Origin of the sequence: Micromonospora sp. NPDC048905, from assembly GCF_040649655.1 — a bacterium.
Lineage (GTDB): Bacteria > Actinomycetota > Actinomycetes > Mycobacteriales > Micromonosporaceae > Micromonospora.
Map to the genome: position 1 here is coordinate 139,190 of NZ_JBEZFV010000004.1, position 20,068 is coordinate 159,257.

Consider the following 20,068-nt stretch of genomic DNA (forward strand, 5'->3'; position numbering starts at 1 on the left):
GTGCCCTCACCTGTCCGAGCCGTACGTCCACAACCGCAGCCCCTCATTCCCGCCCAGCACGGCAGCGCCGGCCGCGCTCAGCGCCACCACGTCGGAGGCCAGGTCGGGGCCGGTGAAGGGTCCCGGCCGGTACACGTGCGCGGTCCGGCCGGTCGTGGTGTGCCAAACTCTGATCTCGTCTCGGCGAGCGGTGACGAAGAGGTCGTCCGGGCCGAATGCCGTGGCACTGGGCGTGCCCGCGTCGCTGACCAGGGTGGCCAGTATCGTGTTGGAGCCCGTGGCGCGGATCAGCACCTCCCCGTCGGTGGTGAGGTCCGCCCAGGGCGCGACTGGCCCGTCGATGCGGCCCCCGTTCTGTCCGGTGGCGGTCTGCCAGGCGCGCAGGGCACCCCGCTGGTCGAGGGTCATGAGCACCTGACCGTCCTGGCTGAAGCGGATGGTCGTGACGTCCGTCTGCTGGGTGACCAGGTCGATGCGGCTGTCCGGAGACAACAGGGGCCACACTTTGACGTCGCCGTGACCGAGGGCCGCCAGGCTGGTCCCCTGCGGCGTGAACAGCACGCTGGAGACGCCGTGTCCGACGGTCAGCGTGGTCGTGTTCCGCAGGCTGGCGACGTCCCAGAGCTTGACGACGCCGTCCTCCCCGCCGCTGGCCAGCGTCTTCCCGTCCGGGCTGAAAGCCATGACGTTGATCGTGTTGGCATGCCCCGGAATGACGGCCGTGGCCCTGCGGTCGGCGACGTCCCACAGCGTGATGCCGAACGTCCCGGTGTGCGCACTGGCGAGGGTCGCGCCGTCCGGGCTGAACGCCACCGCGCTGACGGGCTCGTCGCGCAGAGCCACCAGCGCCGCCTGCCGCCGGTGGAGGAACAGGTGACCGCTAACGATCAGGCCCGCCACCACCACGACGCACAGCACCGCCCACGGCCGCCGCGACCCGAGTGGTCGGAGGGCACGCGGTGACCAGCCCGGCACCTCGCGCGACCGATCGGCGATCCGGACGTGGCCGGGCGCTGCGACACGCAGTTTGTCGACCATCTGCGCCGGGCTGACCCCGACGACATCGGCGATGATCCAGACCGGGCTCCTGCCGTCCTCTTCGTGGAGGACTCCAGTAATCCTCCACGGGTCGGAGGTGGACACCGGTACCCCGTCCGTCAGCTCGAGGCCGATTCGGCTGCGCCTGGTGGACACGTCAGCTCCCGGCCACACCATGATGCCGAGGATGTTTCTCCACAGCACCTCCTGCGGCGGCCCGCCACCAGCGCTGAATCGCACAGAACGGCTGCCCACACTCATCGTGCCGTGCGGAGGATCCACGATGCTCGACAGCAGCCAGACCCCCAGCACCGGTGGCAGGAGGACGGCGGGGAACACCGTCCATCCGGGTAGACCCAGGCTCGACACCACGTTGACGGCCAGGAAGGTTACCCAGAGCACGCCGCCGAGAAGAGCCAGCCGAGCGGCGACGTTGATCCTGCGGATCCGCCTGGGCACCGCGACCACGAAGCCGGTGGCCGACGGGGCGGGCGGGTGGGCCGCCGCCGGTCGCTGACGAGTCGGTGGAGGGCCGGCCGGCTGCACGGTCGTGGCCTGCCGCTCCCAGGACTCACCCTCCGGCTCGGGGTCGCTGTCCGCGGGATCGGGTCGTTCGGGCTCCTGGGCTGCTGGGCTGTCCCGCCCGCCGGTGACGCTCGCGCTGACCGGGACGTCGAGAAGGCCACGAGCCTGCTCGACGGTGAGCCGTTGCGCCACGTCGCGGGTGAGCAGGCCGGCGATCACGGTGGACAGCGGCTCCCCGCACCGGATGACCGGCAGGTCGTCGTACAGGACGGCGTGCAGGGTGGCCGCGGTGGAGACACCCTCGAACGGAAGCTCGCCGGTGACGGCCTGGGCGAGGGTCACACCCGCCGACCACAGGTCGCTCGCCGGCGTGGGATCGCTGCCGTGGAACAGCTCCGGAGCGAGGTAACCGGTCGAGCCCATCATTCCGTGGCGGGTCAGGCGGGCATCACCCGCGGCGCGCGCGATGCCGAAGTCGAGCAGCTTCACCTGGTCACCGGCCAGCACCATGATGTTGCCGGGTTTGACGTCCCGGTGCACCACACCGACCGCGTGCGCGGCCTTCAGCGCGTCCAGCACGCGTACGGCGACGGCCCGTACCCGATCGGGTGGCAACGCCCCCTCCCGATCGAGGAGATCGGCGAGCGTCGGAGCGTCCACCAACTCCGTCACGATGTAGGCGGCCTCGTCGTCGGCGGTCGCCGGCACGAGATCGTAGACCGCGACGACGGCCGGATGGTTGATCAGCCCGGCGGTACGCGCCTCGCGCAGCGCCCGCTCCCCGAACAACCGGCGATCCTCGCCGGGCAGGCCGACGGGAGCGCGGATCTCCTTGACCGCGACGGTGCGCCCGATCAGCTCGTCGGTCGCCCGCCAGACCACACCCATGCCACCCCGGCCGAGGACGCTCTCCAGCCGGTAACGCTTTGCAACGAGCCGCTGCGCCGGCCGGGGATCTGACACCCTCGTGCTCCTCGCCATCGACCACTACAGTCGGTGCGAACGATACCCCGACCACTGGCGCGACGATGTCCGTCCATTATGGAGCCGGGCCTGACATCGTGGCTGGTGCGGACCCGGCTGGATGTCAGCTGGCCGAGCCGTACGTCCACAGCCAGAGACCCTCGGTGCCGGCGAACGCGGCAATGCCGGCGGGGCTCATCGCCACGGCGTCGGACGACACCTCCTGGGCGGGGAAGATGCCCGGCTTGTAGAGGTGCGCGGTGCGGCCCGTCGACGTGTGCCAGATCCGGATCTCGTCCAGGCTGGCGCCGATGAAGAGGTCCTTCGGGCCGAAGGCGGTGGCATCGAACGTCGCGCTCGAATCGCCGACCAGGGTGGCCACGATCTGGTTGGAGCCGGGTGTACGGAGCAGCACCTTCGAGTCACGGGTGGCCTCAACCCAGGGTGTGACAGCCCCGTCGACGCGAGTGGTCGGAAGGCCGCTGGCGGTCTCCCACGCGCGCGGGACTCCCTTCGGGCCGAGGGCGATGAGCACCTGCCCGTCCGAGGTGAAGCGGATCGCCTCAGCCTCGATCGGCCCGGCCGCCGGGTCGGATGACAGCTCGACGGGCCTGTCCGGGGAGGACAGTCGCCACAACTTGACATCGCTGTAGCCGAGCGCGCCGATGAGGTCCCCCGAGGGGGAGAACAGCACGTCTTCGACGGTGCCGCCTTGGTTGAAGGTGAGCGTTCCGGTGTTCTGCCGGCTGGCGACGTCCCAGAGTTTGACGGCACCGTCGTCCCCACCGCTGGCAAGCGTCTTGCCGTCCGGACTGAACCGGAGAACGTTGATCTCCTTGGTGTGCCCGGGGATGGTGGCCACGGCCCGACGGGCGGCGACGTCCCAGAACGTGATGCTGAACGTGTCGCTGTTGGCGGTCACGAGCGTGGTGCTGTCCCCGCTGAACGCCAACGCGCTGGCCGGCTGGCGGTCGAGCTCCACCATGGCCGAGCGATGGTGCCGGAGATAGAGGTGACCGGTCACGATCAGGGCGGTCAGCAGCACGAAAGACACCACCGCAAAGGGCCACCGCCGGCCGAGCGGCAGGAAGGCGCGGGTCGAGCCGTCCGGCGTGTCCTCGGTCGGACCGACGACCCGCACGTGACCGGGAGCGACGGCACCCAGTTCGTCGACGAGGACCGTGGGACTGACCTCCAGGTCACCGACGGTCCAGACGGGACCACGGCCGTCCTGCTCGTGCAGCACCCCGCGGGCTTTCCACCGCGTCGTCGTCTCCGGCGGCGCATCCGGCGTCAGCTCGACGCCGATCCTGGAGCGCTTGGCGGACCGGCCGGCACCGGGACCGACCGTGATGGCGGCGATGTGCGCCCAGAGCACATGCATCGGGGTCCCACGCCAGAAGTGCGTCCGGATGGAGCGGGCGCTCAGGTGGAGCCAGCCGTGCGGCGGGTTGACGACGGTCACCAGCAGGCCGACCCCCACCACCAGCCCGATGAGGACGACCGGGATCAGGGTCCAGTCGGGTCGACCCTGCACCAGCAGCAGGGTGGCAAGCAGGCCGGTCACCCACAGGGCGGCGCCGAGCAGGACGATCCGGGCGCCGATGTTGGCGATGAGGGTCGCCCTCGGCACCACGGCCAGGAAGTTGACTGCCGGCTGCTCCGCCGCCGACGCGGGTGACTCGTCCGGGCCGGGCCGCTGGCGAGGTGGCGGAGGCCCGGCCGGCTGCACGGTCGTGGCATGCCGCTCCCAGGCTTCGTCCACCGGTGTGGGGCCGCGGCCGGCGGGAGCGGGCTCCGCGGCTGCGCGGCTGTCGCGCCGCCCGGGTGCGCCCGCGCTCACCGGGGCGTCCAGGAGGTCACGGGCCTGCTCGACGGTCAACCGTTGGGCCACGTCACGGGTGAGCAGACCGGCGATCACCGTGGCCAGCGGCTCCCCGCACTCGATGGCCGGCAGGTCGTCGTAGAGAACCGCGTGCAGGGTGGCCGCTGTCGACGCCCCCTCGAACGGGAGCTCACCGGTCACGGCCTGGGCGAGCGTCACGCCCACCGACCACAGATCAGCGGCCGGCGTGGGGTCGTCGCCGTGGAACAGCTCCGGAGCGAGGTAACCGGTCGACCCCATCATCCCCTGGCGGGTCAGGCGGGTGTCCCCCGCCGCGTGCGCGATGCCGAAGTCGAGCAGCTTCACCTCGTCACCCGGAAGCACCATGATGTTGCCCGGTTTGACGTCCCGGTGCACCACACCGACCGCGTGCGCGGCCTTCAACGCGTCCAGCACACGAACGGCGATGGTGGTCACCCGATCCGGCGGCAAGGCCCCATCCCGATCGAGGAGATCGGCAAGCGTCGGGGCGTCCACCAGCTCCGTCACGATGTAGACGGCCTCGTCGTCACCGCTGGCCGGCACCACGTCGTGGATCGCCACGACCGCCGGATGGTTGATGCGCCCCGCGCTGCGGGCCTCGCGCAGCGCCCGCTCCGCGAACCGCTGACGCTCCTCGGTCGGAAGCCCGAGAGGTACGCGGACCTCCTTGACCGCGACCGCGCGCCCCATCAGCTCGTCGGTCGCCCGCCAGACCACCCCCATCCCGCCGCGGCCGAGGACACTCTCCAACCGGTAACGCCCCGCGATGAGCTGGTGCGGCGACTGCGGATTCGGCACCTTCGCGCTCCTTGCCATCGGGCATTACAGTCGGTGCGAACCATACTCCGGCCGATCGCACCGTGTTGTCCGTCCACATAGGAGCGGATCGACGTCTCGCGCCTGGTGCGGCGGGCGATGGGGCTGGGTTCGACCGGGGCAGGCGCGACTCTCAGGAGGGCACGGGGCGATGGCGACCGGGTTCGGTTTCGACAGGGACGCGGTCCTCCAGGCCGTACAGCAACTGACCGGAGTGCGGTCCGGGCTGGAGTCGACCCGCCAGCAGGCCCGACAACTGTCCGCGACCGGCTCCCGCGACGTCGACCTGGCCCTCCACGATTTCACCAACGCCGCGATCCAGCATCAGGCCGGCCTGGTGGCCGCGGTGTCAGCCGCCGCGGACCGGCTCGACGACGTGGTCACCGGCCACGCCCAGCTCGACAGCGCACTGGGCAGTCAGCTGTCGACCAACCAACAAGCAAAGGGGAAAGTCAATGAGTGACGTCAGCGTCGGTTACGAGGGTCTCCAGTCGGCGGCCCGCACCCTGACCACGGGGCAGGAGGAGATGACCCAGAAGTTGAACGCCCTGAAGTCGATGATCGACCAACTGGTCAACAGCGAGTTCCGCACCCAACTGGCCTCGGGTCGTTTCCAGGACTCCTACCAGCAGTGGACCACCGGTGCGCAGAACATGATCGGCGGCCTGGAGGGCATGTCCACGTTCCTGGTCGGCGTCGTCCGCGAGCACCAGGACCTGGACGCCAGGCTGGCCGGGGGCATCAACGGCTGATCACCGGCCGACATGGAACAGTGGCAGGTCCTCAGCATCTACGACGGCGATCCGACCCCGGGCTCGCCAGCCTCGATCAACGCCATGGTGACCGCCTTCAGGCGCCGCGCGGCGGAGTTCAGCGGGCACACCGCACGGCTCAGGTCCGTCGCGGCCAACAGTGGCGCCATGAGCTTGCGGGGCGACTATGCCGCGACCATCGATCGTGAGCTCGGGCGACTACCCGGCGATGCGAAGGTCCTGTCCGACGCGTATCTGGCCTGCGCGACGGCCCTGTCGGCGTTCGCGGACGATCTCATTCGGCTGCAAGTGCAGTCGCGCGACGCACTGCGCATCGGGATGACGGCAGACAGCCAGTACCGGGCCATGCTCCAGCAGTTCTGCGGCCTGACCGGTATGCGCACCTACGGGCCGGGGGTCTGGCGTGGACTGAACGAGTCGTACGCGGCACGGGCGCCGGAACAGGTGCGCCCGCAGGCCTTCGTCATTGCCCGCAACGCGGCGCTCTGCGAGACCGAGCGCGAACGCGCGAGAGTTTCCGCGCTTCAGGCGGGAAGCCGCTACGAGGCTGCCGCAGCTCGCTGTGCCCAGGCCATCAGGTCCGTCGGACTGCGACCGACGTCGGCGGGCGCGCAGCGGGTGACGGCGGGATCCGGAGCCTCCCAGGCCATGCCGACCCCGACGTCCACGCCACCCACCCGGCGTGTCGCCGGTATCGCCGGCAAGATACCCCTCAAGCCGGTTCATGACCGGCACTACCTCAACCGCATCAGGCCGAATAATCCGGTCAAGCCGTTCAACACGGTGGTCCTGCCCGGCACGGACGTCGCGCAGGATCTGGCCGACATCGCCGCTGGCCTCGCCACCTGGGTGGCGGACCGCAGTCGTTACGTGGTGAACGGTCGCACCTACGGCGTCGAGGACAAGGGTACGGTCTTTCCGGAGAGCGGGCCTGGCCTGGAGCGGTTGGAGCGGTTGGAGTACAAGGCGTTGAAGACGTACATCAAGTTCGGCGGCGACCTCGATGCGGCAAATGTCGAGTTGGTCAAGGATCCATACATCACACCTGCCCACCGGGAGCGCGCGATGGAGGTCTTCCGCCTGCACAAGAAATACCGGGGGTAGGTGTTGGTCTACCAGATTCAGTTCGAGGGTGAGATCCCCGCAGCCGATCTGCGGCGGTTCCTCGCGGACAGCTATGGCATCGCGCCGGAGTCGATCTATGTCGGTCGGATCGAGGACCGATCGCCTGGCGACCCCCGACCGGTCGCCATGTTCACTCCTCCCGACGACGACGAGGAGTTCGGCTGGGCGCTGATCGGCGACACCGAGCTCGTCGACGCCACCGGCCTGGGGGAACGGGAGCTGGCCGTTGCCCTGGCCCGCGCCTTCCGGGTTCGGGCGCTTGTCGACGACGGCAGCCACTATCCCGACAGGTGGCTCCTGGTCAGCACCGATGGCAGCAGTGGCCGGGTGCTCACGGACGAGGACGCCGCAGCCGACGGTGACCTGCGGATCGTGCACGCACTCGAACCGATCAGTGGCGAGCCCCAGCTCGCCGTCGTGCCGCCGCGGGACTGGTCCCGCGACGACGACTGACCAGACGGTGACCACCGGTGCCGGCTGGCCCGAGCGCACGGGCCAGCCGGACCACGGCCGTGTCAGCCGGTCGTGCAGACGGTGCCGTTGAGGGTGAACGCCGTGGGCAGCACGTTCGGCCCGCCGTACGCCCCGACGAAGCCGGCGCTCACGCTGCCGCCGGCGGCGATCTGCCGGTTGTCGACGGTGGGCGTGACCCGCACGGCGGTGCCGGTCTGCTCCCAGGTGGCGCTCCAACCGCTGCTCACCTGCTGCCAGCCGGTCGGCCACGTCCAGGTGAGCGTCCAGCCGTTGATCGGGCTGGTCCCGTTGTTGCTGATCTCGACGCCGCCGATGTAGCCGTTGCCCCAGTCGTTGTTCGTGGTGAAGCGGACGGTGCACGCACCCTCGGCGGGGCTGCCGGTGGCGAAGGTGAGCGGTGGTGAGGCCCAGGACACCCGGCCGGCGGTGTCGCGGGCCAGCACGTTGACCGTGTATCTGCTGCCCGGCACCAGGTTGCCGACCGTGAAAGAGGTGCTCGTCGTCTCGCCGAGCTGCTCGCTGACCGCGCCGTACTGCCGGTGCACCTCGTACTTGGCGATCGGGCTGCGGCCCGGCGTGGCCGCCGGCCAGGAGATCGTCGCGGCGCGGTCGGTGATCTCGCCGGCGGTGGGCTGGCCCGGCGCCGACGGGCGGCCGACGGCCGCGTCGGCCGGGCGCAGCACGAGCGTCGTCAACGAGTACGCCGGCAGCGTCCGACTGGTCGCGGAGCCGGACTGGCTGGTGGCGATGCCGGTGGCGCCGTTGGTGAGGGTGGCGACGGTCGGCGCGGCGGCGGACGGGGTGAACCCGGCGTAGTCGATGGCGACCTCGTGCGCCGCGTCCGGGTCCTTGTTGACCAGCAGTACCGCGAGATCGCCGTTGCTCCGGCGCACGGCGTGCGCGCTGACCAGCGGCTCGTCGGTGCCGGCGCGGATGAACTGGTCGCCGGCCTTGGCGAACAGCTTCATCATGCCCAGCCCGTGGTACGGGGCGAACGGTGTGTTCAGTGGTGGCTCGCAGACCGAGCCGTCCGCCGTGCAGGTGCCGCTGGAGAGCATTCCGAAGTCGTTGTAGTCGGTCTGGCCGGCCACCTCCGACACGGCGCCGATGCCGTTGTGCACGTTCCACCAGTGCACGGTGAAGACGCCGTTCGCCAGCAGTTCGCTGTAGGCGTCGGCCAGGAAGAGCGCGGCCGGTTGGGTGGTCCGGCCGGCGTCGACGTTCAGCTCGGTGAGGCTGATGCCGATGCGGTCGGCGTTCGGGCCGGCGTACCTGCTGATCTGCTGCCGCAGCAGGTAGGTCGCGTCGGGGATGTGGTTGGTGCGGGCCAGGGACTCGGCGGCGGTGCCGCCCGGGTACCAGTGCACGTCCACGAAGTCGATCTTCGGGCCGGCGAGGGAGAGCACTGTCTGGTTCCACGGGCCGGGGTCGCTGCCGGCGGTGATCCCGTCCGGCCAGTTGCCCGGCATCGTCAGCACCGCCCCGACCTTGACGCTCGGGTCGACCGCCTTCATGGCGTCGGCGTACTCGACGACCAGGCGCGCGTACTGCGCCGCGCTCTTGTCCGGGTGGTCGTCCGCCTCCCACGCGGACCCGTAGTGGCCGTTGCCGTAGTTCTCGTTGCCGACGGTCCAGTACCGCGCGCCGTAGCCCTTCGTCACGTTGGCGTACCGCACCCAGTCGGCCGCCTCGGCCGGGGTCCCGGTGCCGTAGTTCGCGATGATCATTGGCTGTGCGCCGACCCGCTGGGCCGCCGCCATGAACGTGTCGAAGTCGGTTCCCGGCGCGACGTAGCCGCCGGGCGCGGTGTGGTCCTTCCAGTGGTAGATGTCGGCGTACGAGCCGCCGGGGTACCGCATCATCTGCACGCCTGCGTCGCGCAGCAGGTCCGACGTCTCCGTGGTGCCCAGGTTCTGGTCCCAGATGGCGTGGTTGACGCCCAGCGCGGTGTCGGGCACGGTCGCCAGCCCCGCGCGGGCGTTGACTGTCACGGTGACCGGGTCGGGGGCCGCGCTGGCCGCCGGTGGGTTGATGCCGGCGAGCGCGGTCGCGGCGAGCAGCGCGCTCGCCACCAAAGACGCGCGCCTCTTCTGGTTCTGCATGGGCTGGGGTTCCTTTGCGGGAGTGAGTGCACGGATGGCTCTCGGCGGTCCATCGCTCGTCGCACCCGTCCCCCAGCACCCGTATCGGATCCTGGTTGCCCTGGACGGACATCGGCTCCGCGCGCGGGCGGTCATCGACGCACAAGAATGTCACGGCCGGATCGGGAACCTCAAGGCCGGCCGGTCGACTGACGTCATACGTTACAGCTTGACGAACGGCATGTTATCGCTCACAGTCGATGTCGAGGCGAACAGCGTTCGCGGGTTGCCGGGAGAGCCCCCGCTGGTCAGCCTCGGCATCACGACGCCCCCCGGGCATGCGGGGCGTCGCATCAGGACTTCACCGCGGCCGCCGACGACGCGCGGCGGACGACGCGCGTCCGCACCCCCACCCGAGCACTCCGTGCTGCCGCCGAGTCCCCGACCCAGCACCAGAGGAAGCGCCGATGAAATCAAGGATCGCACTGCTGGCCGCCGCGCTCGCGACGGCCCTGGCGACGATGACGGCCGTGGTCACGGTCGCCACCCCAGCGTCGGCCGCGACGCTCACCCAGGTGACCAACTTCGGCACCAACCCGACGAACCTCCAGATGCACCTGTACGTGCCGGACCGGGTCGCCGCCCAGCCGGCCCTCCTCCTCGCCCTGCACTACTGCACCGGCAGTGGCCCGGCGGTGCACTCCGGTTTCGGGCTCAGCACCCTCGCCGACCGCTACGGCTTCATCGTGATCTACCCGTCGGTGACCCGCAGCAGCAAGTGTTGGGACGTCTCCTCCCCGCAGGCGTTGCGGCGCGACGGCGGCAGCGACCCCATCGGCCTCAAGTCCATGGTCGACTATGTCCGGGGCCGCTACCCGGTCGATGCCAACCGGATCGCCGTCGGTGGGTTCTCCTCCGGCGCCATGATGACGAACGTCATGGCCGGCCTCTACCCGGACCTGTTCAACGCCGGGTTCAGTTCCTCCGGGGTTCCGTTCGGCTGCTTCGCCACCACCAACGGCGCCGAGTGGAACAGCGAGTGTTCCGGTGGGCGCATCGTCCGGACCCCGCAGCAGTGGGGCGATCTGGTGCGCAACGCCTACCCCGGCTACACCGGCAAACGCCCCCGGATGCAGATCTGGCACGGCACCACGGACACCACGCTGAGCTACGTCAACTTCGGCGAACAGATCAAGCAGTGGACAAACGTCCAAGGGGTGTCCCAGACCCCCGCCTACACCGACTCCCCGCAGACCAGCGCCACCCGCACCCGGTACGGGGGCACCGGCGGCACGGCACCTGTCGAGGCCATCAGCTTCCAGGGGTACGGCCACTCCATCCCGTTCGACGCCGCGCAGGCCGTCCGGTTCCTCGGTCTCGACACCACGAGTCCCACCACACCGCCGCCGAACCCGACCACGCCGCCGCCGGGCGGCACGGCCGGGCCGCTGCGCAACGTCAACGCCGGTCGCTGCCTGGACGTCCCGTCGAGGTCACAGACGAACGGCACCCAGGTGGCGCTGTGGGACTGCAACGGTGGCACCAACCAGCAGTGGACGCCGACCGCCGCGAGACAACTCCAGGTGTACGGCACGAAGTGCCTGGACGCCGAGGCCGCGGGGACCACGTCGGGCACCCGGGTGATCATCTGGGACTGCAACGGCGGCACCAACCAGCAGTGGAACCTCAACACCGACGGGACGGTCACCGGCGTGCAGTCCGGCCTGTGCCTCGCACCGAACGCCGCCGGCACCGCCAACGGCGCCCAGTTGGTCCTCTCGACCTGCAACGGCGGGAACAGCCAGCGGTGGACCCGCAGTTGAACCGGCGCGCCCTCCGTCGGTCGCGCCGCGAGAGCGCGCCGACGACGTGAGGTCAGCCGGCCGCGAGGCCCGGCTCGGGGACGTTCCCGAGCCGGGCCGCGCGGCCCGTGTGGCGCTGTCTGTTCGACGGTCTGCGGGGGCGTCAGGCGTCGTCTTCGCCCCGACCGCCGCGCCCTGAACGACGCCCGCGGACGCCGACGGCGGCCAGGAGGGTAACGACCGCGGCGACCAATTGCAGCGCGCCGCCGAGCAGATCGACCAGGCTGGAGATGGCGTTAGCGTCTGGGTGCATGAACGGCCTCGGGGTTCGTGCCCACCGTCCGCTTTCTGCGGAAGGCCCTCCCCCGGGCCCAGCGGTGACCGCTTGAGCGCCGCCATCATTGTGGCACCCTCCCCCACCAAGTGGAAGCTGGTGACCCTCGGCGCGGAGCCATGTTCCCGGTGGCACGCCCGCGCGGACCAGAGCGGCAGCGGCGCTCCACGTGTGGAAAGCTCATAGACACAGGCGGATGTGGCGAGCCCCACGATCCGCACGTCCAGTACGAGCACATTGCGAATTGTCAAGTTGGCGACACTTCCGCGACGCCATGGCCGCCGCCACCACCAATACCATAAAGCGCATGTCACCAAAGGTCTCGATTGTCGCCACGGACCGCCACCGGGAGCCCGGCCCACGGCCAGACGCCGACGTGACCTTCCTGCCGATCGCCGACGACGGCGGCGTTCCGGTCTACGACGACTCCGTCCCCGAGCTGATCGAGGAACTACTCGCCGCACGGCTGACAGCAGGCACCTGGCACCCCCTCACGGAGTGCGAGTTCGTCTCGTCCCGGGGTGTGCTGACCGACACCCTGCTCCAGATCGCCGTGGGGATCAGCTCGTCCGCCGGCTGGTACGCGTTGCAGACGCTGTTGCGTCGGCGCGGCGGGCAGCAGCTCCGGGTGGTCGCGATCTTCGACGACGGCACTGAACGTCGGCGCGCCGAGGTAACCGGAGAGGCGGACGACGTGGTGCAGGCACTGACGACGCTCAACCCGTTCGGCTCGGAGCCGACCTGATGACGCCCGCCGCACCGAATCGCCGCCGATCCGGCGACAAGCGACCACCCGAGGCTCGTGCGTGAGGCCCCGCGGCTTCATTCGCCGCCCGTAGCGGAGGAACGCCGCCGACTCGTCGGACAGATCACGACCGTGCTGGAAGCGTCGTCGGTCGTGCAGGACCCGAGCAGTCGACAGTTGCTGTTGCAGGAGTTGCGGCACGCGCTGGGCGGCGCGCTGGACTACCGCGAGGTGGGCGTACTCCGACTCCAGCTCATCGCGCTGGTGACGGCCTGCGTGGACCGACCGGGTGGGCTGCGCTGCCTCGCCGAATGCCTCGAGCTGCTCGAGCCGGAGAGCAAACAGACAGTCGCGTTGCTGCGCCTGGCCGACGACTGGCAGGCGTACGAGTTGCTCTCCGACTACGACGTCGCCTGGTTGCGCGGGGAGCTGTCCACGCTCGACGCGACCCCCGACCTTCGACAGTTCGTCGCCGAGATTCGCGCAACCCCCGCCCCACCCCGGTGCGAGACCGCGTGGGAGCTGTTCGCCCACCTCACGTCGGCGAACGCGCATGGCGAGGTGCCGTCCTGGCTCGTGCTGCTCGACCGGCTGGCGCCGGCCGTGGCACAGGCGTCGCTGCCCCGGCTGCGCCAGCTGCGCAAACAGCTGGCCACGGACTGGGGCGTCGCGGATCAGCTCGACGCCGCTCAGCCGACCGCAGCGGCACCCGCCCGCAGCGCCTACCTGGTGATCCAGTTCGAGAAGTACGGCGGCGACGACGACACGTACATCATGTCCCACTGGTACCAGTGGGCGTCTCCGGAGTGGCAGCCGATCCGCGGCGAGGATCGGCACGTCGCGTACGAGGAACTCGAGGCGGCCGTCGACCGGGTCGTCAACGAGGCCGAACGCCGTTGGGCGGCGCGGGCCGGCGCGGTGACCATCGAGTTCGTGCTGCCCTGGCAGCTGATCAACGAGCCGGTCGACACCTGGCGCAAGGAGCTCCAGTCCGCGCTGCCAAGCCCCCTGACCACGGAATACCCCCTGGTGATCAGGAGCCTGGAGCGCAACCGGGCCAGCCACTGGCACCGGCTCTGGCGCAGCCGCTGGCGACTCGTCAGCGACCACCCCGGCGAGCGCAAGCTGATCCACTGCGCCGCGCGGCACCACGCCGACGTCCAGCTCGAAGCGATCCTCAAACGCGAGAGCGCGGTCGCCGTGCTGGTGCTCAGCGAGACCCCGACCGCCGACAGCATCGGCGAGCGGCAGTTGCTCGTCGGGCTGCGCTCCGGTGTGCCGGCGATCGTGTGGCACCGAGACCCACCGTCCAAAAAGGATCTATGCCAGACTGTTGCGTCGATGGTCGACGGTCGGGCGTCGGACACCGACGTCACAGCCCTTCCGAACCGCGTCGCGCACCTGCGACAGTTGGCGTGGAGCGAAGACCCGGAGGGGCTCGACAAGCACATCGGGCATGGCTTTGTGATGTTGTTCGACGATCCGGATCGGCAGCCCGGAGGGGCGGACTCCGCCGACGGCGACAGGCGAAAGGTCCTGGCATGAGCGGCAACGGCCAGCGGAGCACAGGGAGTGCCGCCAGTCGGCGCACACAACGGTCAGGCACGGGCGCCCACGACCGTCACCGCCCGGTGCCGCCGCCGGCATCGACGACCGGGCCGTGGTGAGCCGAATGATGCCGTCAGCCGTCGACGTCGCGAGCGGCCCTACCAACGGGACGAGGCTCGATCCGGGACACCACCCCCGGGATGTTGTCGTGGTCGTCGACGACGACGCGGTGATGGAGTTCTGGACCGAGGAGATCTCCGCCTTCGTCGCGCAACTGCGCGCCCAGCCGGGCTTCAGCTCGGTCGAGGTCTGGCGGCTGGCCGTCAACGATGGCGCACTCGTGGTGACCGACAGCGCCGACAGCGGCCCCGTCGCCCCCTCGGCACTCGTCGACCCGACCGGGCAGCGCGTCGTTCTCCTGTTGACCCACGGCGGATCCGACGCCTGGCGAGGCGGCCTCGTCCAACCCGTCCTCGTCTCCTGGGCCGCCAGCATGACGATCGCCGTGGTCAACCTGTTGCCCCAACAGCGGTGGCGCGAGCGACGGATGGAGACGACCGAGGTGGCCTGGAGCCCGACCGAGTCGGATTCGGCGACGCACCGGTGGTCGTGGCGGGTGAGCGGTCTGGACCTTCGCCCCACCGACGAGCAGGACGACGCCCGGCTGACAGCGGTTCCGGTCATCGAACGAGGGGCCGACTGGTTGCGACGGTGGAGCGGGCTGCTCTCCGAGACGCCCACCGGGGACGTCCGGCTGCCCGCGCTGCTCCTGCCGCCCGATGGCGAGATCCCCCGCCGGGTGAGCCGTGCGCTCACCGCACACGACCTCGTCGCCCGCTTCCGGGCCACCGTGTCGCCGGCGTCGTTCATCCTCGCGACCCGACTGGCGGCCGCGCCGCTCAACGCCCGGGTGATCCGCGCCCTGCTGAAGACGATGGTGCGGTCGGGGCCGGCGCAGCTGACCGAGGTGCTGACAAGCGACCTGGTCCGACCCGTCCTGCACCGGGCCGCGCCGGCGAACGACACCCGCATCAGGTACGAGTTCGCGCACGGCGTACGCGAGCGGCTCCTCACGCTCGGGTACCGCGACCGCACCGTCGAGGTCCAGCACGTCGTGGAGTACGAACTGGCGCACGACGTCGCGGCGGTGCGCAACCTGACCCTTCGCATCAAGGATCCGCGCCACACCTCGTACGAGCGCGTCACCCCGGCCGCGGAGCCCTATCTGCGGGTCGAGTTGGCTGTTCACCTCTCACTGGGCGGGCCGAACCTCGTCGCGGCCGCGCGGCTGGGCCAGGCGCTCGGCTCACCCATTCCACGGCAGGTACGTCGAGTACTGGAGCCATCTTCCGTTACCGCCCACAGGACCATGGAGTCCGGAATGTCTGACAGAGTGAAATCGCCGGACTCGGCCGCCTCGATCGGCACTGCGCCGCACACCATCCTGGACACCGAGACGGGCATCGAATCGGGCCTGCCGTCGTCGTCCCGTGATCTGCCGCCCACGCAGCGGCTCGACGGTCAGCAATCGGCGCTCGTCGGCAACCTGCCCTTGCGGAACACGAACTTCACCGGTCGACGCGACCTCCTCGACCGGCTGCACCAACGCCTGCGGGCCGGCACGACGGCCGTGCTACCCGAGGCGGTGCACGGCGCCGGCGGCGTCGGCAAGTCGCAGCTCGTCATCGAGTACGTCTACCTGCATCAACAGGACTTCGACCTGATCTGGTGGATCCCGGCCGAGCGCCCCGCGCAGATCCAGTCCGCGCTTGTGGAGTTGGCGACGCGCCTGAACCTGCCCGTGCCCGCGACGGCCAACACGGCCGTACCGGCGGTGCTGGAGGCGTTGCGCGTGGGTCGCCCGTACTCGAACTGGCTCTTGATCTTCGACAACGCCGAGGATCCGGAGAGCGTCGAGCGGTTCTTCCCGAAGGGCGGCCCGGGCAGCATCGTGGTCACCTCTCGCATCAGTGCGTGGCGGCGGATCGCCAACAGCCTCCCGGTCGACATCTTCGAACGCCAGGAGAGCATCGACCTGCTCCGTCGTCGAGACCCGGACCTGGCCGTCACCGACGCCGACCGGCTCGCCACGGCGCTGGGCGACCTCCCGTTGGCCATCGAGCAGGCGGCGGCCTGGCGCGCTGAGACGAAGATGCCGACCGACGAGTACCTCGACCTTCTCGACGCCAGCCGTCCGCTGTTCGACGACGAGACGACGGCGCGGCAGGATTATCCCGAGCTCGTCGCCGCGGCGTGGAACGTGTCGCTCAACTGGTTGCGGGAGCGGGATCCGGCGGCCCTGCGGCTACTCCAGGTGTGCGCGTTCTTCGCGCCCGAGCCGATCGGCAAGGTGCTCCTGTCCAAGCCACGTGCGCTGCGCATCCACCCCGAACTGGATCCCCTCGTCCGCAACCCGATCCACCTCAACCAGGCGATCCGCATGATCGGGCGGCTGTCGCTCGCCCGGATCGATCACCGGACGAACTCGTTCCAGATGCACCGACTCGTGCAACGCGTGCTGATCAACCAGATGGACCGGGAGGAACAGGAGGAGATGCAGCACGGCGCCCACCTGCTGCTCGCCGGCAACGACCCCGACCAGCCCGACAACAGCGACCACTGGCAGCGGTACGCGGACCTGTATCCGCACATCCTCGCCTCGCAGGCTGAGCGGTGCTCGAACGACCTCGTCCGGGACATGGTGTTGAACGAGGCGAAGTACCTGTGGCGATGGGGTGACCACCTGGCGGCCCGGGGCCTCTCCCAACGCGCGTGGGCGGCCTGGACCGACAGCAGCTCGGACGGCGCCGACCCGGACAGCCTCCGGGCGGCGAGCTGGCTCGGCTTCATGCACTTCGTCGTCGGTGACTACGCCGCGGCGGCCCCGCTGAACGCCCGGACACTGAAGCTCTACCGGCAGACCATCGGCGACGACCGGGAGGAGACCCTGGACGCCATCGGCGCCGTGGCCGCCGACCACCGCGTCGCCGGTGACTTCGCCGGCGCGCTGCAACTGTCGCTCACGGTCTACGAGCAGGCCAAGCGGAACTTCGGCGAGGACGAGCCGTTCACGTTGCGCGCCGCGCACAACCTCGCGGTGAGCATGCGACTGTCCGGCCTCTTCGGTCGAGCCCTCCAGCTCGACGAACAGACCTACCAGCGCCTGGTGCAGATCTACGGCACCGACCACCCGGACACTCTCAGCACCTTCGGCGGCATCAACCTCGACCGCCGGGAGCTCGGCGACTACGTGGCGGCGCACGCCGATCAGGAGACCGTCGTGGCGACGGCCCGACGGATGCTGAAGTACGACGATCACCCGTCGATCCTGCGCGGGAGCCGCGCGCTGGCGACGTTCCGGCGCAAGGCCGGCCGCCACAACGACGCCCTGGACCTGTCGGGCTACGTGTTGGCCCGCTTCCGGTCCCGCTACGGCGACAACCATCCGGACACGGTGCTCGCCACGCTGACGTTCGCCATCGACCAGCGGCTGAACGGTGACCTGCGGGCAGCCCGGGAGTCGGCGGAGATCGCGGTGGAGGGGCTACGCCGGCTGTACGGCGACAGCCACCCGCACACCGCGGGGGCTCAGGTGGACCTGGCGGTGACCCTCCGGCTGCTGGGCGAGTGCGCCCAGGCCCGGGATCTCAACCAGACCGCCCTGCACCACCTGACCAGCCGGCTCGGCGAGTCGCACGCGCTGGTGCTGACCGCCCGGGTCAACCTCGCGAGCGACCACTACGAGCTCGGCGAGTACGCCGAAGCCCACGCTCTCGACCTGGAAACGCTCGCGCTGTGTCGGCAGGTGTTCGGCAACAGCCACCCCACCACGCTCGTGTGTGCGCTCAACCTCGCCATGGACTTGCGCGACCTTGGTCGTGAGGCCGAGGCGAGCATGATGTTCGACAAGGGTCTCGAGCAACTGCGGCTGACCCTCGGCGCGCAGCACCCGGCGGTCGCGGCGATCGGTGCCGGCGTCCGCGCCAACTGCGACATCGACCCGCTGCCTCTGTGACGACGGGGTCGACCCGGCGGGATCAGGCGGCCAGCCAACCCGCCGGGTCGACCGTGTCGAGGTCCCGGTCGGGGATCAGACGGCCGACCCAGGTGGCCAGCTCGATCGGGTCCGGACCGACCGTGGTGTCGCCGCGCGAGCGCAGCCCGTCGACGACGGCGAGGACGATCTCCGGGTAACCCAGCAGTGCTCGCGGCACCGGGTCGGCGGGACGGTCGAGGTGGGTGAGGCCAAGACCCACCCAGCCGTGCACGCTGGCGGCGTCCTCGTGCAGTTCGTCGAGGTAGGCGGCCCGCGCCCGGGGCAGGTCACCGGCCACCAGGGCGAGATCGGCCTCGGTGGCGCCGGCCACCGTGGCCCCCACCTCGTCCGGTGCGGCGCACAGCCGACCGAATGCGGCCGGGTCGACAAGCAGGTACCGGCGGAGCACGGCCCGGGCGTCGAGCAGGCCCTCCGGTGGCGCCGCCAGCACCGTGCGACCGAAGCCCGTCTCCGCCGTCGGATCACGGCGCTCCCAGGCTGCCGCCAGCGCGTCCCGGTCGGCGGGTTGGATGCTCATGTTGTGGCCCCGCCACATCGCGCGATGATCGACGGCGACGACACCCGCCGCGTCGAGCGCGACGGCGGGGACCGGGTCCTCCTGGTACGCCTTCAGCTCGGTGTGCAGGGTGTCGACGAACCGCTGGCCGTGCCCGGTCAACCGGCCGGACGCCGCCATCATCCGCAGGACGTCGAGGGTCTGCCGTCGCCACAGGGCGAACTCGAAGTCCGCGGCGGCCCGTTCGTCGAGCGGTGCGTCGTGTCGGTAGGTTCGCCAGAACCGGGTGATGCCGACGAAGGCGTACGCGCCCTGGAGGATGCCGGCGAGTGGCCTGGGGTCGTCCCGCCAGGGGGCGTAGTAGCGGACGTCGCCGCCGCCCTCGACGAGGGTGAGCAGGTGGGACAGCGCACCGAGCTTGTGGTGCTGCGACTCGTGCACCAGGGTGACGGCCAGTTGTGCGGCGTCGTCCGGCTCGGAGAGCAGCACACCCCCGAAGGCCTCGGCACCGGATGCGGACAGTTGACGGAACCGGGCCCGCGGCGGTAGGGGCGCCACGCTGCGCAGGATCCCGGCGATCGCCTGCGCCCCTCCGCGCTGCTGACTGACCAGCAGCCCCCAGGCCTGCGCGAGAAGCGCGCGCCAACGGACGACGTCGGACGCCGACAGCGGTTGGGGCGGCGAGGTGCCCCGCAGGTCGCGGTACACGTCACGGTCGTGCAGTTCCACCCGGAGCTCGACGCCGTACGAGTCGACCGCGACGATGATCGGTGGGTGCCAGTTGGGGTCGTCGGCGGCACCGCATCGCACGGTCCGGGCGGTGCTCACCAGGTCGACCTGCCCGGCGCGGGCCCGCACCCGGACGACCGGCACGGTCGGTGGGATCGAGGCGGCACCCACCGTGGGGAGCACTGCCGCGCCGTCGCGCACGGGAATGTCGACGTCGAAGGAGAGGCCCGCCCGCACGGCGCTCGCCGCCGCCAGGGCGTGCAGGTATCCGACGTCCAGCCACAACGGCACGGTGGGATCGGGATCGTCGTGCAGCCGACGCAGGGTGTGGGCGGCCCAGATGCCGACCTGTGGTTGGGCGAGGACGTCCTCGGTGGCGGCCGGATCAGCACCGTGCGCCTGGGCGAGGAGCTGCCAGGCGTCCGCGACCGGCGCGAGCGGACCGGCCGCGTCGGGCCGAGTGGCGCAGCCGTCCAGGAGCGCCCGCAGCACGATCAGCCGCCAGCTCCGCTCGGACCGCCAGAGCGCCGCGATGGTCTGTCCGTCACCTGCACCGGAGGCAAGGGCCTGGAAATGCTCGGGATCGAGGTACGTCGGCCCCAACGTCACGGGATCAGACGACATGTCCCTCCGAATCCGGCCCGGCAGACCGTATCCGACTCGGGAAGGAGCCGTTGTAGCCGCTGATGCTGCCC

The 20,068-nt window shown here is 70.6% G+C and carries 13 protein-coding genes; 8 read left to right on the top strand and 5 right to left on the bottom strand.

What is annotated here, in order from left to right; translation table 11 throughout:
* Positions 1-6 precede the first annotated feature (6 nt).
* Together AB0C01_RS12050 and AB0C01_RS12055 are read right to left on the bottom strand one after the other, a co-directional pair.
* Positions 7-2,526, bottom strand: coding sequence for a serine/threonine-protein kinase (locus AB0C01_RS12050; RefSeq protein ID WP_357571038.1), 2,520 nt, complete (start codon positions 2,524-2,526; stop codon positions 7-9).
* A gap of 124 nt (positions 2,527-2,650) precedes the next feature.
* Entirely contained in the window at positions 2,651-5,191 is a 2,541-nt protein-coding gene (locus tag AB0C01_RS12055) for a serine/threonine-protein kinase (protein ID WP_357250003.1), read from the bottom strand.
* Positions 5,192-5,360: 169 nt separating this feature from the next.
* On the opposite strand from AB0C01_RS12055, the gene AB0C01_RS12060 reads away from it, so the two are divergent.
* Genes AB0C01_RS12060 through AB0C01_RS12075 form a run of 4 tightly spaced genes read left to right on the top strand, consistent with a single transcriptional unit; the run spans position 5,361 to position 7,560 of the window.
* Positions 5,361-5,672, top strand: coding sequence for a hypothetical protein (locus tag AB0C01_RS12060; protein ID WP_357250006.1), 312 nt, complete (start codon positions 5,361-5,363; stop codon positions 5,670-5,672).
* Positions 5,665-5,961 (top strand): WXG100 family type VII secretion target, encoded by a 297-nt coding sequence (locus AB0C01_RS12065; protein WP_357250008.1) that lies wholly within the window; start codon positions 5,665-5,667, stop codon positions 5,959-5,961. The genes AB0C01_RS12060 and AB0C01_RS12065 overlap by 8 nt, the downstream gene beginning before the upstream one ends.
* 12 nt (positions 5,962-5,973) lie before the next feature.
* Complete coding sequence (locus AB0C01_RS12070; protein WP_357250011.1) at positions 5,974-7,086, top strand: hypothetical protein; 1,113 nt, start codon at positions 5,974-5,976, stop codon at positions 7,084-7,086.
* Complete coding sequence (locus AB0C01_RS12075; protein ID WP_357571039.1) at positions 7,087-7,560, top strand: hypothetical protein; 474 nt, start codon at positions 7,087-7,089, stop codon at positions 7,558-7,560.
* Positions 7,561-7,622: 62 nt separating this feature from the next.
* Here AB0C01_RS12075 and AB0C01_RS12080 read toward each other — a convergent pair whose 3' ends face one another.
* On the bottom strand, positions 7,623-9,683 hold the full coding sequence (locus tag AB0C01_RS12080; RefSeq protein WP_357571040.1) for a cellulose binding domain-containing protein: 2,061 nt from the start codon (positions 9,681-9,683) through the stop codon (positions 7,623-7,625).
* Positions 9,684-10,129: 446 nt separating this feature from the next.
* Here AB0C01_RS12080 and AB0C01_RS12085 point away from each other — a divergent pair, with 446 nt between their 5' ends.
* Complete coding sequence (locus tag AB0C01_RS12085) at positions 10,130-11,485, top strand: PHB depolymerase family esterase (RefSeq protein ID WP_357250019.1); 1,356 nt, start codon at positions 10,130-10,132, stop codon at positions 11,483-11,485.
* Between the two features lie 142 nt (positions 11,486-11,627).
* On the opposite strand, the gene AB0C01_RS12090 is transcribed toward AB0C01_RS12085, so the two are convergent.
* Positions 11,628-11,777 (bottom strand): hypothetical protein, encoded by a 150-nt coding sequence (locus AB0C01_RS12090; protein ID WP_357250022.1) that lies wholly within the window; start codon positions 11,775-11,777, stop codon positions 11,628-11,630.
* A gap of 328 nt (positions 11,778-12,105) precedes the next feature.
* On the opposite strand from AB0C01_RS12090, the gene AB0C01_RS12095 reads away from it, so the two are divergent.
* From AB0C01_RS12095 to fxsT, 3 genes are all read left to right on the top strand, one after another.
* Positions 12,106-12,543: a hypothetical protein gene (locus AB0C01_RS12095; protein WP_357571041.1), complete on the top strand. Its 438-nt coding sequence runs from the start codon at positions 12,106-12,108 to the stop codon at positions 12,541-12,543.
* A gap of 57 nt (positions 12,544-12,600) precedes the next feature.
* Positions 12,601-14,088: a hypothetical protein gene (locus AB0C01_RS12100; protein ID WP_357571042.1), complete on the top strand. Its 1,488-nt coding sequence runs from the start codon at positions 12,601-12,603 to the stop codon at positions 14,086-14,088.
* A gap of 211 nt (positions 14,089-14,299) precedes the next feature.
* Complete coding sequence (fxsT, locus tag AB0C01_RS12105) at positions 14,300-18,106, top strand: FxSxx-COOH system tetratricopeptide repeat protein (protein WP_357571043.1); 3,807 nt, start codon at positions 14,300-14,302, stop codon at positions 18,104-18,106.
* Positions 18,107-18,128: 22 nt separating this feature from the next.
* Here fxsT and AB0C01_RS12110 read toward each other — a convergent pair whose 3' ends face one another.
* Entirely contained in the window at positions 18,129-19,997 is a 1,869-nt protein-coding gene (locus tag AB0C01_RS12110) for an HEXXH motif domain-containing protein (protein WP_357571044.1), read from the bottom strand.
* Between the last annotated feature and the right edge of the window lie 71 nt (positions 19,998-20,068).

Excerpts from the sequence above, each read along its gene's own strand:
- AB0C01_RS12070 (WP_357250011.1), top strand. The coding sequence starts at position 5,974 with ATGGAACAGTGGCAGGTCCTCAGCATCTACGACGGCGATCCGACCCCG.
- AB0C01_RS12090 (WP_357250022.1), bottom strand. The coding sequence starts at position 11,777 with ATGCACCCAGACGCTAACGCCATCTCCAGCCTGGTCGATCTGCTCGGC.
- AB0C01_RS12095 (WP_357571041.1), top strand. The coding sequence starts at position 12,106 with ATGTCACCAAAGGTCTCGATTGTCGCCACGGACCGCCACCGGGAGCCC.
- AB0C01_RS12085 (WP_357250019.1), top strand. The coding sequence starts at position 10,130 with ATGAAATCAAGGATCGCACTGCTGGCCGCCGCGCTCGCGACGGCCCTG.
- AB0C01_RS12110 (WP_357571044.1), bottom strand. The coding sequence starts at position 19,997 with ATGTCGTCTGATCCCGTGACGTTGGGGCCGACGTACCTCGATCCCGAG.
- AB0C01_RS12060 (WP_357250006.1), top strand. The coding sequence starts at position 5,361 with ATGGCGACCGGGTTCGGTTTCGACAGGGACGCGGTCCTCCAGGCCGTA.
- AB0C01_RS12080 (WP_357571040.1), bottom strand. The coding sequence starts at position 9,683 with ATGCAGAACCAGAAGAGGCGCGCGTCTTTGGTGGCGAGCGCGCTGCTC.
- AB0C01_RS12065 (WP_357250008.1), top strand. The coding sequence starts at position 5,665 with ATGAGTGACGTCAGCGTCGGTTACGAGGGTCTCCAGTCGGCGGCCCGC.